At 71.8% G+C, this 15,896-nt stretch carries 13 protein-coding genes and 2 tRNA genes; 12 read left to right on the plus strand and 3 right to left on the minus strand.

The features are described from left to right. Positions 1–68 precede the first annotated feature (68 nt). The 10 genes from gnd to HPT28_RS17680 all read left to right on the plus strand — a co-directional run bounded on the left by gnd (position 69) and on the right by HPT28_RS17680 (position 12,060). Entirely contained in the window at positions 69–1,052 is a 984-nt protein-coding gene (gnd, locus tag HPT28_RS17635; protein ID WP_257578833.1) for a phosphogluconate dehydrogenase (NAD(+)-dependent, decarboxylating), read from the plus strand. Between the two features lie 24 nt (positions 1,053–1,076). Continuing rightward, entirely contained in the window at positions 1,077–2,192 is a 1,116-nt protein-coding gene (gene recF / locus HPT28_RS17640; protein WP_219092074.1) for a DNA replication/repair protein RecF, read from the plus strand. Continuing rightward, positions 2,189–2,722 carry a DUF721 domain-containing protein gene (locus HPT28_RS17645; protein WP_219092075.1) on the plus strand — a complete coding sequence of 178 codons (534 nt, stop codon included), beginning with the start codon at positions 2,189–2,191 and terminating at the stop codon, positions 2,720–2,722. The genes recF and HPT28_RS17645 overlap by 4 nt, the downstream gene beginning before the upstream one ends. A gap of 299 nt (positions 2,723–3,021) precedes the next feature. Further along, on the plus strand, positions 3,022–5,097 hold the full coding sequence (gene gyrB, locus HPT28_RS17650) for a DNA topoisomerase (ATP-hydrolyzing) subunit B (protein ID WP_219092076.1): 2,076 nt from the start codon (positions 3,022–3,024) through the stop codon (positions 5,095–5,097). Positions 5,098–5,147: 50 nt separating this feature from the next. Further along, entirely contained in the window at positions 5,148–7,817 is a 2,670-nt protein-coding gene (gene gyrA, locus HPT28_RS17655) for a DNA gyrase subunit A (protein WP_257578821.1), read from the plus strand. A 3-nt stretch (positions 7,818–7,820) separates the two neighbouring features. Further along, positions 7,821–8,447, plus strand: coding sequence for a DUF3566 domain-containing protein (locus tag HPT28_RS17660; RefSeq protein WP_374226980.1), 627 nt, complete (start codon positions 7,821–7,823; stop codon positions 8,445–8,447). 92 nt (positions 8,448–8,539) lie between these two features. Next, positions 8,540–8,613: transfer RNA gene (locus tag HPT28_RS17665), tRNA-Ile, on the plus strand. Positions 8,614–9,193: 580 nt separating this feature from the next. After that, entirely contained in the window at positions 9,194–10,084 is an 891-nt protein-coding gene (locus HPT28_RS17670) for a helix-turn-helix domain-containing GNAT family N-acetyltransferase (protein ID WP_219092077.1), read from the plus strand. A gap of 98 nt (positions 10,085–10,182) precedes the next feature. Then, entirely contained in the window at positions 10,183–10,317 is a 135-nt protein-coding gene (locus HPT28_RS17675; RefSeq protein WP_219092078.1) for a DLW-39 family protein, read from the plus strand. A 363-nt stretch (positions 10,318–10,680) separates the two neighbouring features. Further along, positions 10,681–12,060: a hypothetical protein gene (locus tag HPT28_RS17680; protein ID WP_219092079.1), complete on the plus strand. Its 1,380-nt coding sequence runs from the start codon at positions 10,681–10,683 to the stop codon at positions 12,058–12,060. Positions 12,061–12,084: 24 nt separating this feature from the next. Here the strand turns inward: HPT28_RS17680 and HPT28_RS17685 are convergent, their stop codons facing one another. Next, positions 12,085–13,341 carry a serine/threonine-protein kinase gene (locus HPT28_RS17685; RefSeq protein WP_219092080.1) on the minus strand — a complete coding sequence of 419 codons (1,257 nt, stop codon included), beginning with the start codon at positions 13,339–13,341 and terminating at the stop codon, positions 12,085–12,087. 32 nt (positions 13,342–13,373) lie between these two features. Beyond that, on the minus strand, positions 13,374–13,922 hold the full coding sequence (locus HPT28_RS17690; RefSeq protein ID WP_219092081.1) for a DNA-binding protein: 549 nt from the start codon (positions 13,920–13,922) through the stop codon (positions 13,374–13,376). Between the two features lie 128 nt (positions 13,923–14,050). Between HPT28_RS17690 and HPT28_RS17695 the strand changes: the two genes are divergently transcribed. Together HPT28_RS17695 and HPT28_RS17700 are read left to right on the plus strand one after the other, a co-directional pair. After that, positions 14,051–14,123 (plus strand) — tRNA-Ala (locus HPT28_RS17695). Positions 14,124–14,360: 237 nt separating this feature from the next. Beyond that, positions 14,361–14,945 carry a TerD family protein gene (locus tag HPT28_RS17700; RefSeq protein ID WP_219092082.1) on the plus strand — a complete coding sequence of 195 codons (585 nt, stop codon included), beginning with the start codon at positions 14,361–14,363 and terminating at the stop codon, positions 14,943–14,945. A gap of 82 nt (positions 14,946–15,027) precedes the next feature. Here HPT28_RS17700 and HPT28_RS17705 read toward each other — a convergent pair whose 3' ends face one another. After that, complete coding sequence (locus HPT28_RS17705; protein ID WP_219092083.1) at positions 15,028–15,828, minus strand: DUF4253 domain-containing protein; 801 nt, start codon at positions 15,826–15,828, stop codon at positions 15,028–15,030. Positions 15,829–15,896 lie beyond the last annotated feature (68 nt).

A 15,896-nucleotide genomic window follows, 5' to 3' on the forward strand; every position in this document is an offset into this window, starting at 1 on the left:
GTCGAAGCCGGGCGTGGCTCCGGGCGTAGGCTCGGAGCCGGGCGGGGCGCGCTGGTGCGCGCCCGGACCTGGAATCCGCGCCCACACGCACTGCGAGAAACGTCAAGGAGAGCCCACAGATGGAGCTCGGTCTCATCGGCCTCGGCAAGATGGGCGGCAACATGCGCGAGCGCATCCGCCGCGCAGGCCACACCGTCATCGGCTACGACCGCAACCCGGAGCTCGCCGACGTCCACAGCCTGAGGGAACTGGTGGACGCGCTGCCGAGCCCGCGTGTGGTGTGGGTGATGGTGCCGGCCGGCGAGCCGACCCAGGCGACGATCGACGAGCTCGCCGGGCTGCTCTCCCCCGGTGACGTCGTCGTGGACGGCGGGAACTCCCGCTGGACGGAGGACGAGAAGCACGCCGCGGAGCTGGCGGAGCGTGGTATCGGCTTCGTCGACTGCGGCGTCTCCGGCGGGGTGTGGGGGCTGGAGAACGGCTACGCCCTGATGTACGGCGGTGCGGCCGAGCACGTGGCGCGGGTGCAGCCGGTCTTCGACGCGCTGAAGCCGGAGGGCGAGTTCGGTTCGGTGCACGCGGGCGACGTCGGCGCCGGGCACTTCGCGAAGATGGTCCACAACGGCATCGAGTACGCCATGATGCAGGCCTTCGCCGAGGGCTGGGAGCTGCTGGAGGCCGTCGACTCGGTGACGGACGTGCGGGAGATCTTCCGCTCCTGGCAGCAGGGCACCGTGATCCGCTCCTGGCTGCTGGACCTCGCGGTGAACGCGTTGGACGACGACCAGCACCTGGAGAAGCTGCGCGGCTACGCACAGGACTCGGGCGAGGGCCGGTGGACGGTGGAGGCCGCGATCGACCACGCGGTGCCGCTGCCCGCGATCACGGCGTCGCTGTTCGCGCGGTTCGCCTCGCGGCAGGAGGACTCTCCGCAGATGAAGATGATCGCCGCGCTGCGCAACCAGTTCGGCGGGCACGCCGTCACCGCGAAGAGTGACGCACTCGGTGCCGACGCCCCGGGCGCCGACGTCGAGCCGCCGGTCGGTGGCTGACGGGGCTGGCGGTCACGGTCACGGATGCACGTCGCGCACCTTTCCCTAGCCGACTTCCGGTCGTACGCCCGGGCCGAGGTTCCGCTCGGCCCGGGCCCGACGGCGTTCGTCGGGCCCAACGGCCAGGGCAAGACGAACCTCGTCGAGGCGATCGGCTATCTGGCGACCCTCGGCAGCCATCGGGTGGCGTCGGACGCCCCGCTGGTGCGGATGGGGGCCGACCGGGCGGTGGTGCGGGCCGCGGTGGTGCAGGGGGAGCGCCAGCAGCTCGTCGAGCTGGAGATCAATCCGGGGCGGGCGAACCGGGCGAGGATCAACCGGTCCTCCCAGGTCCGACCGCGGGACGTGCTCGGCATCCTGCGCACCGTGCTGTTCGCTCCGGAGGATCTGAGCCTGGTCAAGGGCGATCCGGGTGAGCGGCGGCGGTTTCTGGACGAGCTGGTCACCGCCCGCTCGCCGCGGATGGCGGGGGTGCGCTCGGACTACGAGCGGGTACTCAAGCAGCGCAACACGCTGCTGAAGTCGGCCGCGATGGCACGGCGGCACGGCGGCAGGTCGCTGGACCTGTCGACGCTGGACGTGTGGGACCAGCATCTGGCCCGGGCGGGGGCGGAGCTGCTGGCGCAGCGCTTCGCGCTGGTGGCTGATCTGGAACCGCTGGCGAATCGATCGTATGAGCAACTCGCCCCGGGCGGTGGCCCGTTGGCGCTCTCCTACCGTAGCCCGGTGGAGGGCGGCGGACGCGAGGAGCTGTACGCCCAGCTCCTCGCCGCTCTGGGGGAGGCCCGGCGGCAGGAGATCGAGCGCGGGGTGACGCTGGTGGGTCCGCACCGGGACGATCTGCTGCTGAACCTCGGGGGGATGCCCGCGAAGGGCTACGCCAGCCATGGGGAGTCGTGGTCGTACGCGCTGGCCCTGCGCCTGGCCTCGTACGAGCTGCTGCGGGCCGAGGGCAACGAGCCGGTGTTGATCCTGGACGACGTGTTCGCCGAGCTGGACGCCCGACGGCGGGAGCGGCTGGCGGCCTCGGTGGCGTCGGCCGAGCAGGTACTGGTGACGGCCGCGGTCGAGGAGGACGTGCCGAAGACGCTCGCGGGGGCACGGTTCTCCGTCGCGGACGGGGAGGTCACGGCGGTATGAGCGATCAGGAGCTGCCGGAGGGCGACGTCCCGTCGGACGGGCGGACGGAGGCCCCGGCCCCGCCGGTGTCGGGTGTCGATCTGGCCCGTGTCGCGCTGCGGGCAGCCAAGGAGCAGGCCCGGGCGCGCGGCGAGGCGACGCGGCAGAAGCAGCAGGCGCGACGCGGCGGGCTGCGCTCGGGGGCACGGCGGGACGGCCGTGACCCGATGCCGCTGGGGGCCGCGCTGGAGCGGCTGAAGACGGAGCGGGGCTGGGAGATGCCGATCGCGGTCGGCGGGGTCATGGGGCGCTGGCCGCTCATCGTGGGAGAGAAGAACGCCGAGCACTGTCGTCCGGAGCGGTACGACGAGGAGCGCCGGGTTCTCCATGTCCGCTGTGACTCGACGGCGTGGGCCACGGAGCTGCGCCGCCTGGCGCCCCAGCTGGTGCGGCGTCTCAACGAGGATCTGGGGCACGGCACCGTCTCCGTCATCAAGGTGCTGGGCCCCGGAGGGCCGCCGCCGCGCTACGGCCGGCTGCGTGTGCGCTGATCCGGCCTCGGGCGCCCTTCCGAGGTCCGGACGTTTCACGTGAAACAGACACCCCGACGTGATCCCGGTCACGGTAACGGTAGGTTGACAGTCCGAAGCGCTGAGGGCGCCCGTGAGCCTCCTGAAGCCCCCAGTCGCATATGGGGAGTCGGTGGTCGCTCCCTGAGGGCGCCACATGGGGACTCAGGCGGCGGCAAACCCCCATTCATGTCGGCGCTACCGGTAGACTGAACTACAGCCGCCGTACCGCGGATCAAGTCGAACGACGCAGTCGCTCCCGTCGGATCGGGAGACGCTGTGTGCTGTGCCAGAAAGGGCGCTTCGTGGCCGACTCCGGCAATTCCATCGAGAATCCCCTGTCCCCCGTCGAGGACGCCGCCGCTGCCTCCGTACCCCTGGGTGAGCCGTCGTATGACGCCAGTGCGATCACCGTCCTGGAGGGGCTGGACGCGGTCCGCAAGCGTCCCGGCATGTACATCGGTTCGACCGGTGAGCGGGGCCTGCACCACCTGGTGCAGGAGGTCGTGGACAACTCCGTCGACGAGGCGCTCGCCGGCTTCGCGGACCGGGTCGACGTGACCCTGCTCGCCGACGGCGGTGTGCGAGTGGTGGACAACGGCCGAGGCATCCCGGTGGGCATCGTCCCCTCGGAGGGCAAGCCGGCCGTCGAGGTCGTCCTCACCGTGCTGCACGCGGGCGGCAAGTTCGGCGGTGGCGGCTACGCCGTCTCCGGCGGTCTGCACGGCGTCGGCGTCTCCGTGGTGAACGCCCTGTCGCAGCGGGTGTCCGTCGAGGTCAAGACGGACGGCTACCGCTGGACGCAGGACTACAAGCTGGGCGTCCCCACGGCTCCGCTGCAGCAGAACGAGGCCACCGAGGAGACGGGCACCAGCGTCACCTTCTGGGCCGACGGCGACATCTTCGACACCACGGACTACTCCTTCGAGACGCTGTCGCGCCGCTTCCAGGAGATGGCCTTCCTCAACCGGGGCCTGACGATCTCGCTCACGGACGAACGTGCGGCGGCCAAGCAGACGGCCGGCGCCGACACCACCGACTCCGCCGACGACGACCAGGCCCGCTCGGTCACGTACCACTACGACGGCGGCATCTCGGACTTCGTCCGGCACCTGAACTCCCGCAAGGGCGATCCGGTGCACCCGACGATCGTCTACTTCGACGCTGAGGACTCGGAGCGCAGCCTCTCGGCGGAGATCGCGATGCAGTGGAACACCCAGTACAGCGAGGGTGTCTACAGCTTCGCCAACATCATCCACACCCATGAGGGCGGTACCCACGAGGAGGGGTTCCGGGCGGCGCTGACGGGCCTGGTCAACCGCTACGCGCGGGACAGGAAGCTGCTGCGGGAGAAGGACGACAACCTCACCGGCGAGGACATCCGCGAGGGCCTGACGGCGATCATCTCCGTCAAACTGGGCGAGCCGCAGTTCGAGGGCCAGACGAAGACGAAGCTGGGCAACACGGAGGTGAAGACCTTCATCCAGAAGATCGTCCACGAGCACGTCACCGACTGGTTCGACCGCAACCCCAACGAGGCCGCGGACATCGTCCGCAAGGGCATCCAGGCGGCCACGGCACGGGTCGCCGCCCGCAAGGCCCGCGACCTCACCCGCCGCAAGGGCCTGCTGGAGACGGCCTCGCTGCCGGGCAAGCTGTCCGACTGCCAGTCCAACGACGCCAGCAAGTGCGAGATCTTCATCGTCGAGGGTGACTCCGCGGGCGGCTCGGCCAAGTCCGGCCGTGACCCGCAGTACCAGGCCATCCTGCCGATCCGCGGCAAGATCCTGAACGTGGAGAAGGCGCGCATCGACAAGGTGCTGCAGAACGCCGAGGTGCAGGCGCTGATCTCCGCCTTCGGCACGGGCATCCACGAGGACTTCGACATCGACAAGCTCCGCTACCACAAGATCATCTTGATGGCGGACGCCGACGTCGACGGTCAGCACATCAACACGCTGCTGCTGACGCTCCTCTTCCGCTTCATGCGTCCCCTGGTGGAAGCCGGGCACGTGTACCTCTCCCAGCCGCCGCTCTACAAGATCAAGTGGGGCCGCGACGATCACCAGTACGCCTACTCCGACCGCGAGCGCGACCAGCTCATCGCCCTCGGCCGGGAGCAGGGCAAGCGCATCCGGGACGACTCGGTGCAGCGCTTCAAGGGTCTGGGCGAGATGAACGCCGAGGAGCTGCGCGTCACGACGATGGACACCGAGCACCGGGTGCTGCGCCAGGTGACCATCGACGACGCCGCGGCCGCCGACGACCTGTTCTCCATCCTCATGGGGGAGGACGTGGAGTCGCGGCGCTCCTTCATCCAGCGCAACGCCAAGGACGTCCGTTTCCTCGACATCTGAGTCGGCCCGCCGTAGGCACGATGGCCGCCAGAAAGGGACTTTGAACAGCAATGGCCGACGATATGACCGTGGGAAACCCGGACCAGCCGGACGATGTTCCGGTGACGGCGCCGCCTGTCGACGAGGAGGGCGCCCTGCGCATCGAGCCGGTGACGCTCGAGACCGAGATGCAGCGCTCGTATCTCGACTACGCGATGAGCGTCATCGTCTCCCGCGCCCTGCCCGACGTCAGGGACGGTCTCAAGCCGGTGCACCGGCGCGTGCTGTACGCCATGTACGACGGCGGGTACCGACCGGAGCGGGGCTTCTACAAGTGCGCCCGCGTCGTCGGCGACGTCATGGGCACGTACCACCCGCACGGTGACTCCTCCATCTACGACGCGCTGGTGCGCCTCGCCCAGTCGTGGTCGATGCGGATGCCGCTGGTCGACTCGAACGGCAACTTCGGCTCACCGGGCAACGACCCGGCCGCGGCCATGCGGTACACCGAGTGCAAGATGGCCCCGCTGGCCATGGAGATGCTCCGGGACATCGACGAGGAGACCGTCGACTTCCAGGACAACTACGACGGCCGCAACCAGGAGCCGACGGTCCTGCCGGCGCGCTTCCCGAACCTGCTGGTCAACGGCTCGGCGGGGATCGCCGTCGGGATGGCGACGAACATCCCGCCGCACAACCTGCGCGAGGTCGCGGCCGGCGCCCAGTGGTACCTGGAGAACCCCGAGGCCTCCAACGAGGAGCTGCTGGAGGCCCTGCTGGAGCGGATCAAGGGGCCGGACTTCCCGTCCGGCGCGCTGGTCGTCGGCCGCCGGGGCATCGAGGACGCCTACCGCACCGGCCGCGGCTCCATCACCATGCGGGCCGTGGTCGAGGTCGAGGAGATCCAGGGCCGGCAGTGCCTGGTCGTCACCGAGCTGCCCTACCAGGTGAACCCCGACAACCTGGCGCTGAAAATCGCGGAGCTGGTGAAGGACGGCCGGATCGGCGGCATCGCCGACGTCCGGGACGAGACGAGCTCCCGTACCGGCCAGCGGCTCGTCGTCGTCCTCAAGCGGGACGCGGTGGCCAAGGTCGTCCTCAACAACCTCTACAAGCACACCGATCTGCAGACGAACTTCGGCGCGAACATGCTCGCGCTGGTCGACGGCGTGCCGCGCACCCTGTCGCTGGACGCGTTCATCCGCAACTGGGTCACGCACCAGATCGACGTCGTGGTCCGCCGCACCCGCTTCCGGCTGCGCAAGGCCGAGGAGCGTGCCCACATCCTGCGCGGTCTGCTCAAGGCGCTGGACGCGATCGACGAGGTCATCGCGCTGATCCGGCGCAGCGAGACGGTCGACGTCGCGCGCACCGGCCTGATGGGGCTCCTGGAGATCGATGAGATCCAGGCCAACGCCATCCTGGAGATGCAGCTGCGCCGGCTGGCCGCCCTGGAGCGGCAGAAGATCACCGCCGAGCACGACGACCTCCAGGCCAAGATCGACGAGTACAACGCGATCCTCGCCTCGCCGGTGCGCCAGCGCGGCATCATCAGCGAGGAGCTGGCGGCGCTGGTCGAGAAGTTCGGCGACGACCGGCGCAGCAAGCTGGTGCCCTTCGAGGGCGACATGTCCATCGAGGACCTGATCGCCGAGGAGGACATCGTCGTCACGATCACCCGTGGCGGCTACGTCAAGCGCACCAAGACCGTCGACTACCGGGCGCAGAAGCGCGGCGGCAAGGGCGTGCGCGGCACGAAGCTGAAGGAAGACGACATCGTCGACCACTTCTTCGTGTCGACGACGCACCACTGGCTGCTGTTCTTCACCAACAAGGGCCGGGTCTACCGGGCGAAGGCCTACGAGCTGCCGGACGCGGGCCGCGAGGCGCGCGGCCAGCACGTGGCGAACCTGCTGGCCTTCCAACCGGACGAGCAGATCGCCGAGATCCTCGCCATCCGCGACTACGAGGCGACGCCGTATCTGGTGCTGGCCACGAAGTCGGGCCTGGTGAAGAAGACGCCGCTGAAGGACTACGACTCGCCGCGCTCCGGCGGCGTCATCGCGATCAACCTCCGGCAGATGGAGGACGGCCGGGACGACGAGCTGATCGGCGCGGAGCTGGCCTCGGCCGAGGACGACCTGCTGCTGATCAGCAAGAAGGCCCAGTCGATCCGGTTCACCGCCACCGACGAGGCGCTGCGGCCGATGGGCCGCGCGACCTCCGGCGTGAAGGGCATGAGCTTCCGCGAGGGCGACGAGCTGCTCTCGATGAACGTCGTCCGGCCCGGCACGTTCGTCTTCACCGCGACGGACGGCGGCTACGCCAAGCGCACCGCCGTGGACGACTACCGCGTGCAGGGACGCGGCGGTCTCGGGATCAAGGCGGCCAAGATCGTCGAGGATCGCGGCGAGCTCGTCGGCGCGCTCGTGGTGGAGGAGACGGACGAGATTCTGGCCATCACGCTGGGCGGCGGCGTGATCCGCACGCGGGTCAGCGGTGTGCGGGAGACGGGCCGTGACACCATGGGCGTCCAACTGATCAACCTGGGCAAGCGGGACGCCGTCGTCGGTATCGCCCGGAACGCCGAGGCCGGCCGCGAGGCGGAAGAGGTCGAGGCGGTGGTCGACGAGGCGGTGGCCGGGCAGGACGCCGCCGAGCCGGGCGCCGTGTCCGACACCGAGGCCGGTTCCGTGGCGGGTGAGCCGGTGGCCGGGCAGGCCACGGACAGCGAGGAGTGAGGCGTGAGCGGTACCTCGGGCGGGGCGGGCCAGGGCCCGGTCCCCGGCGGTAGCCCCGGGCCCTCGGCCGGTCGGGCGCATTATCCGGGTCAGCCCGGCGACGTCCTGGCCGACGGCGGGACGACGATGACGAGCGCGGCCGAGCCGCACCACCCGCCGCACGCCTACCCGGCGCCCGGTCACGGTCCGGGCGCCCCCCGTTCGTCCTCGGAGCCGTCCGCCGTGCGGCTGCCCCGCACCGGGGCACGCACGGTGCCGCGCACCCGCAAGGCGCGGCTGCGGGTGGCCAAGGCGGACCCGTGGTCGGTGATGAAGGTCAGCTTCCTGCTGTCCATCGCCCTGGGCATCTGCACGATCGTGGCCGTGGCGGTGCTGTGGATGGTCATGGACGCCATGGGCGTCTTCGCCACCATCGGCGACACGGTCACCGACGCCACGGCCTCGCCGGAGGGCTCGGGCTTCGACGTGGAGGCGTTTCTGTCGCTTCCGAGGGTGCTGATGTTCACCAGCCTCATCGCGGTGATCGACGTCGTGCTGGCGACGGCGCTCGCGACGCTGGGTGCCTTCGTCTACAACCTGTCGGCCGGTTTCGTCGGCGGTGTCGAGCTCACCCTCGCGGAGGACGAGTAAGCCCAGGCCGGGGGCTCGCACGTGCGGCGGGCCCCCGGCGGGGAACCGATTTTGGGCCAGCGCGGGAATGCGCTAATCTTTCGGTGCAGCGCGGGGCTATAGCTCAGACGGTTAGAGCGCTTCCCTGATAAGGAAGAGGCCACAGGTTCAAGTCCTGTTAGCCCCACAGAAGCAGAACGCGGAACGCCCGGATCCTCCTCGAAGGGGCCGGGCGTTCCGCGTTTCCGGGCGTGGTTCTTCGCGGGGCACGGTCTCCGCCCCGGAGTGGGGCCGTCCGGCAGGCGACAGGCCCCCTGCGGAAGCTCCCTGCGCTCGGGCTGGGGGCCCGAGGACGTCGCGGATGTGGTTCTCGGCGAGACCGGGCGGCCAGGGTCTCGGGCCTGGGCTGCGAAGGGTTCCTCGAAGCGTGGGTCCGACCTCCGTACGAGGGCGTCCCCCAGCGGGCCGTTCTCCCGCCCCGGCCGGGATCCCCGGCGGCACCGCTGCCCTCGCACACCACGTGGGGGATGAACACGGGGGCGCTTCCGCCGTGTGGTCCTCCAGCTCCCAGAGCTGTGTGCGGCTGAGCCGCGGCGGCTCGCCGGTCGTGTACCGCTCGGCGGGCACGGTGTTCACGTCGGCGTCCGGCGGCTCCGCCCGCGTGTGCAGCTCGTCCTGACCGGCACGTGGGAACTCCGCCTCGGCGGTGTCGTAGGACGACATGGCTCCCTCTGGGCTCCGGAGAGTTCTCTGACTAGAGTCAGAGGATGGACGTGACAGAGATCGAGCAGGTGCGACGGTTCCAACGTGCCGTGACCGAGCGCGTGGGTGTGCTCCACGACCACTTCCTGGGCCGCGACCGGCCCTTCGGCGAGGCCCGGCTGCTCTGGGAGATCGGCGAGCGCGGGCGGGACGTGCGGGAGCTGCGCGAGCGGCTCGGGCTCGACTCCGGGTACGTCAGCAGGCTGCTGCGCTCCCTGGCGGACGACGGCCTGGTGACCGTCGAGCCGCATCCCGGGGACCGGCGGGTGCGGACCGTCCGGCTCACCGAGGCGGGGCGGGCGGAGCGCGCGGTGCTCGACGGCCGCAGCGACGAGCTGGCCGCATCGCTGCTGGAGCCGCTGAGCGGTGTTCAGCGGGCCCGGCTGGTCGGGGCCATGGCCGAGGTCGAGCGGCTGCTGACGGCGGCCACCGTCGCGCTGGACGTCGTCGACCCGGATCACCCGGACGCCGAGCACTGCCTGCGCGCGTACTTCACCGAACTGCAGGAGCGCTTCGAGACGGGCTTCGACCCGGAGCGGAGCCTGTTGCCCGACGCGGGGGAACTCCGCCCGCCGCGTGGAGAGTTCCTCGTGGCCCGGCTGCACGGTGAGCCCGTCGGCTGCGCGGGGCTGAAGCTGCCGGCGGGGGCTCCGGCCGAGATCAAGCGCATGTGGGTCGCCCCGCGGGCGCGGGGCCTCGGGCTGGGCCGCCGGTTTCTGGCCGAGCTGGAGGCGCGGGCTGCCCGGCACGGCCGCGAGCTGCTGCGCCTGGACACCAACAGGGCCCTCGAGGCCGCGATCGGGCTGTATCACGCGTACGGCTTCCGGGAGGTGCCCGCGTTCAACGACGAGCCGTACGCCCATCACTGGTTCGAGAAGCGGATCGCCGTGCCGTGACGGCACGGGTCCGAGTCCGGCCCGACCGCTTTCCTACTGGGGGGTTGTATCATCGGGCGCCAGTAGGGTCTGACGTCGTTGAAGGACGAGGTAACGCCGTGAAGAAGCTTCTCCTGTTCGCGCTTGCCGCCATCGGCGGACTCCTCGTGTACCGCCAGATTCAGGCGGACCGTGCGGAGCAGGACCTGTGGACGGAGGCCACCGACTCCGTGCCCGCGGGCACCGGAGTGTGAGCAGCTCCGCAGTCCGACGCGAGCTCGGTGAAAGCCCCGGCCACGAGGCCGGGGCTTTCACCATTCCCGGGGCGTGACCACTCGCGAATCTGTGCGACAGCAAATGCTTCGAGGGTGCCTCTGGTCGGCCCGGCGGCCCGTCGGCCGAGCTGACGGTGCGTCAGATCAGCGGAATGATCAACGTATCGGTGGTGCCGGACCGTTCCCCGCGCCGGTACCGGGGGTTAGCGAAGGCGACGCGGCGCGGGCGGTGCGGCGGGCGGGTGTCGGGCGGCCCACGGGGGCGGGGCAGGATGGTCGGCGTCGGCCGGCGCACCGCGCGGGGCGCCGGGTGGCACGTCCGACACGGAGGAGGGGCGACGCATGGTGAAACGGCGTGGGACGAGGGCGGGGATCGCCGCCGCTGCGGCGGCGCTCTGCGTGGCCGGGAGCGTCCCGGAGACGGCGGTGGCGGCGGAGCTGCCCGAGTACGCCATGGCCGTGGACGCCGAGCCGGTGAAGGGCGCGGAGAGCAGCGCGGGCGGTCCGGAGCTGGCCCCCGGCCGGTACACGGACAGCATCGGCCCGGGTGAGGAGAAGTTCTACAGCGTCACCCTCGACGCCTCCTCCACCGTCTACCTCGCCGCCACGGCGGCCCCCAGGCCCGGCGCCGAGGTGAAGGGCTACGGCGACGGCCTGTCCATGCGCCTGCTGACGACGGACGGCGAGGAGTGCGAGACGCGCGGCCGGACGAGGTTCGACGCCGCGGGCTCGGCCTACCCCGTCAGCGACTACGCGGCCCGGCGCGTCGGCGGCGGCATCGAGGAGTGCCAGCAGGCCGGCCCGTACCTGTTCGAGGTGGTGCGCGAGAGCCCGGAGGACTCCGACCAGTCCCGGTGGCCCATCGAGATCAGCCACCTGGTCGAGCCCGGGCTGAAGGGCACGGTCCCCGGGCCGCCGTCCACCCTCCCCGAGGAGGACGAGGAAGCGCCCACGCTGCCGGCGGGCACGCCGAAGAAGGCCCGGGGCGGGACGGGCTTCAACGACGCCGGAGGCGTCGGGGCCGGGGTGTGGCAGGACCGGCTGCGGCCGGGGGAGTCGCGGTTCTACCGGGTGCCGGTCGACTGGGGGCAGCGGCTCTTCGCCCGCCTGGAGATGCCCAACGCCCCGGAGGACGGGGGCGCTTCGCCCGGCTTCCTCGCGGACGCCTTCGCCCTCCAGGTGTACAACCCGGCGAGGGCCGGTCTGTACGACAACACCTTCGAGTCCTACACCGGCGAGCATGCCTCCGGGGAGCTGTCCACCGGCGTCGTCCAGTACGGCAGCCGGTTCGCGGACAAGAGCCGGGGCACGAGCATGGCCGGCTGGTACTACCTCCAGGTGACCCTGCACAAGGAGCTGGCCGCATACTTCCCGGACGGCACCGACGTCACGCTGCGCGTGGTGCTGACCGGGGAGCCGAAGGAGGCGCCCGAGTACGACGGGGACGCCGTCGAGGCCGGGTTCGGCGTCACGGACGAGGACCGTGAGGCTGCGGCGGACGGGTTGACGGCGGCGGAGGTGGCCGATGCCGCGGCCGACGGCGAGACCATGCGGCTCGTCGCCTACACGGGCTTCGGCACGGGCACCCTGCTGCTGGCGGGCCTCGCCGTGTGGTGGCTGGTGGCCCGGCGGCGCCCGGCGGGGCCTCCCGGGCCGCCGGCGGGCGCCGTGCCGACGGGATACGGCTACCCCCAGCAGGGCCACGGCGCGCCGTACCGGTGAGCCGTCAGGGCCCCGGGGCGGCCGTCAGGACTGCGTGAGGGCCCAGGCGCCCACGACGTAGCACAGCAGCGCGAGCGCGATCATCGGGACGGCGACGGCCGCGCTCGGCCCCGCCCGTCGGCCCGGAGCCGGGGCCACGGGCGCCGTCGGGGCCGGGGCGCCCGTCCCGTACCCCTGGGACGCCTGGGCGCCCGGCAGGGGCTGGAGCGGCGTGGGGCTGGGCGTCCCCGGCCCCATCGGCACCCCGGCGGGGGCGGGCCCCGGCGGCGGGCCGGGCGGCGCCAGGTGGAAGCTCCCGGTGGCCGAGGCCGAGGCCGAGGCCGCAGCGGCGGAGCCGTCGGCCGGCGCCGCCTCCGTGCCGCGCGCGGGGCCGCCGGGGTCGTGCCCCGTGCCGAGGGGGCCGTCGGGCCCGAAGCCCTGCGGCAGCGGCCCGAGCTGGTCGAAGACCTCCACCGTCTCCGCCGCCCTCAGGGCCACCGTGGCGCCGTCGTCCAGCAGCTCCAGGGCCCCGCTCAGCGCCTTGCGGACCCCGGTGGCGGTGCGGAACCGGGCGTGCGGATCGGGCTGGAGCAGCCCGCCGAGAACCTGCCACAGCGGCTCGGGCACGCCGTCGGGGGCGGGCGGCACACCGTGCTCGTACGCCTCGACGAGCGCCTGGGAGTCGGGCTTGCGCCCGGTGAGCAGGTAGAGCCCGAGGAGGCCGACGGCGTAGAGGTCGGCGGGGAAGTCCGGCTCGGCGCCGAGCATCTGCTCGGGGGCGAAGTAGCCGGGGGTGCCGACGACGTAGGCCGTCTCGGTGAGCCGGGGCTCGCCCTTGCGCATGGCGATGCCGAAGTCGGACAGCCGCAGGTGCGGGCGGCCGCGCCCGGTGGCGTCGAGGAGGATGTTGGCGGGCTTGATGTCCCGGTGGACGACGTCCTCGGCGTGCACGGCGGTGAGGCCCGCCAGCAGCTGGTCGAGCAGGACGCACACGAGGCGGGGCGGCAGGGCGCCGTAGTCCCCGATGAGGTGGGCGAGGGAGCCGCCGCGGACGAGGTCCATGGCGAACATGACCTTGTCGTCGTCGGCGGCCCAGCTCGTCGGGGCCAGCACGTGCGGGTGGTCGATCCGCAGTGCCTGCTCGCGGACGAACCGCAGCAGGGAGTGGGCGTCGCTCTGCTGGAGGACCTTCGCCGCCACGTACCGCTTCCTGCGGTGGTCCCAGGCCCGCCAGACGGCGCCGGCGCCGCCTCGGCCTATGGGGTCGACCAGCTCGTACCGGCCCGCGAAGACCTCGCCCATCCCGGACTCCCGCCCCTCTCCGCTCCCGCGGCTCAGCTCTGGTGGGCCTCGTAGTGCTTGACGGCGTCCGCCGTCTTGCCCGCCCCGTAGACGCGCAGGAACTCCGCGAGCTCCGGGTGGCTCGTGGCGAGCGCCGCGGAGGCGTCCAGGATCTCCTGCGCGTCCGAGACCGCCCGCAGCAGGGACTGGATCTCGCGCACGACGCGCTTGACGGTGTTCTGCTGCCCGGAGGCGGTGTGGTTCGTGCCGCCCCCCAGCACGCTCTGTCCGGCCGAGCGGCGGATCTCCTCCATGCGCCGGGTGGCGTCGGCGGCGCTGACCTGCCCGTCCGCCACCTCACCGGCCAGCTCCTGGAGCGCCTGCACGCGCTGGACGACGGCCGGGTTGCCGATCTTGGCCCGCTGCCCGCTCATGAGCTGCGACAGCATCGGGGCCGACAGGCCGAGCACGGAGGCCAGCCGTGCCTGGTTGAGTCCCAGGTCGTCGATGAGCCGCCGGAACAGCGTGCCCAACGGCTCGCCGTACCAAGCGCTCTGCAGCTCCCGGGCCTTGGCCGTGGGGTCCTGCTGTGCTGCGTCCATGTGTCTCCCCTGAGTCTCCCCTGTTCGCTTCGCGCCAGCGAACTTGCCGTGCATCCTACGGAGCCGGGCCCTCCGGTGCGATACCCGGTCGGAATGGAGCTGCCGGAGCGGGTACTCTTGTGGCCGACGGGGCCTTAGCTCAGTTGGTAGAGCGCTGTCTTTGCATGGCAGATGTCAGGGGTTCGACTCCCCTAGGCTCCACGTGACAGGACCTCTCTGACCTGCCGAAACGCGGTCAGAGGGGTCTTTTTCGCGCCAGCGCGGCGCCGTGCCTCGGGTGAGCCAGCGCGGTGTGCGTGCCCGCCGCGCGCGGGGCGGCTCGCGGCGGCCCGTGACCCCGCATGGCCGGGGTTTCAGAGGTAAGGGGTCGGCGCAGGGAACCTTCCAGGCCCGAGGCACGCTGTGACTGTAGTAGTCCAAGGACGGAGATGCGCACGCATGATTACGCTCACCAAGGAAGACGGCCCGGCCGATCTGGACGGCGTGACCCACATGTCCATTGGCGTGTCCTGGGATCCGACGGCCGGGAGCAGCGGCGGGGTGCTCGGTCAGCTCCGCCGTAAGAAGGGCACCGACCTCGACCTGATCGCCATCGCGATGCACGGGGAGGACCCGGTGCGCCTGGCGGGCATCGACTCTCTCGACCCCATGGGCAACGGCTCCCTGCTGCACAGCGGCGACAACCAGACCGGCCACGGGGACGGCGACGACGAGACCGTGACCGTCGAGTTCGCGCAGATCCCGGCCCACATCACGTCGATCGTGTTCATCGCCGCCGCGTACAAGAAGGGCAGCTCCTTCCAGAAGGCACGCAACGTCAGCTTCAAGGTGTACGACGCGACGGGCGGCAGCACGCAGCAGGTCGCGGACATCTGGCCCAGCATGCTCACCCAGGACAACGGCTGCGCCGTGGCCAAGGCCATGCGGTCCGGCAACAGTTGGAAGCTTCAGGTGATCAACGAGACCGGGAAGATCAAGCAGGGCGACGAGCACTCCCTGATGCGCTTCGCGGTCAGCAAGTAGGACGAACCGGGCCCGGGCCGCGGGCCGCGAGCGGTGCCCTTCGAGACGGCCCGCCGCCGGTTCGGCTCCGCGTCCGGCGCCGTCAGTCCCAGCGGAAGGCCCAGGTGCGTCGGGTGCGTACCGCCTCGGCCGCGTACGTGTGCAGGTTCGTGCGGTGATGCCGGGTCACCCCGTCGGGGCAGAAGGCGAGATGCTCGGCGGCCACGGCTTCCGCCTCGGCCGGGGTGGTGGGCGGGGCGGCGACGGAGAGGGTGAGCTGGTCGGCGGTCAGGGCCACGACCCGCGTGCCGAAGCGGGTCTCCCAGGAGCGCAGGACGGCGGAGAGGACCCCGGGGTCGTCCTCGTGGTTCAGCGAGCCGGTCCAGCCGATGGCCGCGAGGACGTCGGCGTTGCGCTCCGCCGGGACGAGGGCGAGGTGCGGCTCTCGCAGCAGGGTGTCGCCGTCCAGCAGGGTGTCGGCGGTCTCGGCGGCGAGGGCGTCCGGGTCGGCGTCGGGCCGCCGTGCCGGGGCGAGCCCGGGCCAGGCCCGGCCGGAGGGGGCGGTGGGGCCGCCCTGGGGCAGGGCGTTCCAGTAGTCGGCGAGTATGTCCTCGGCTTCGAAGTCCTCGGGGTAGGACAGGTTTCCGCACATCAGGTCCCAGCCCTCCGGGCCGCCCCGGTGCCCGCCGACGTCCACCAGCACCGGGAGGAGGCCGACCGCCCGGCACCCGGCTTCCAGGGCGGACCACTGGCCCCGGGTCGCGGGGGCGTCGGCCTGCCAGAGCAGCGGGTAGGGCCACGTGCCCTGGTCGGTCTCGTCGATGAGCCTGCCCGGGGGCAACACGAGGCCGAGGGAGCGTCCGCCCGGGTCGTCCGCGAGCTGGGTCAGGGGTTCCGGCGCCATGTGGGGCACGGTAGCGGCGGCGGTGGCCGAATGGCGGGGCCGCCCCCAGGAACCCGGCACGTTGCGCC

This window comes from Streptomyces sp. JJ38 (genome assembly GCF_019303475.1).
In the GTDB taxonomy this organism is placed as follows: domain Bacteria; phylum Actinomycetota; class Actinomycetes; order Streptomycetales; family Streptomycetaceae; genus Streptomyces.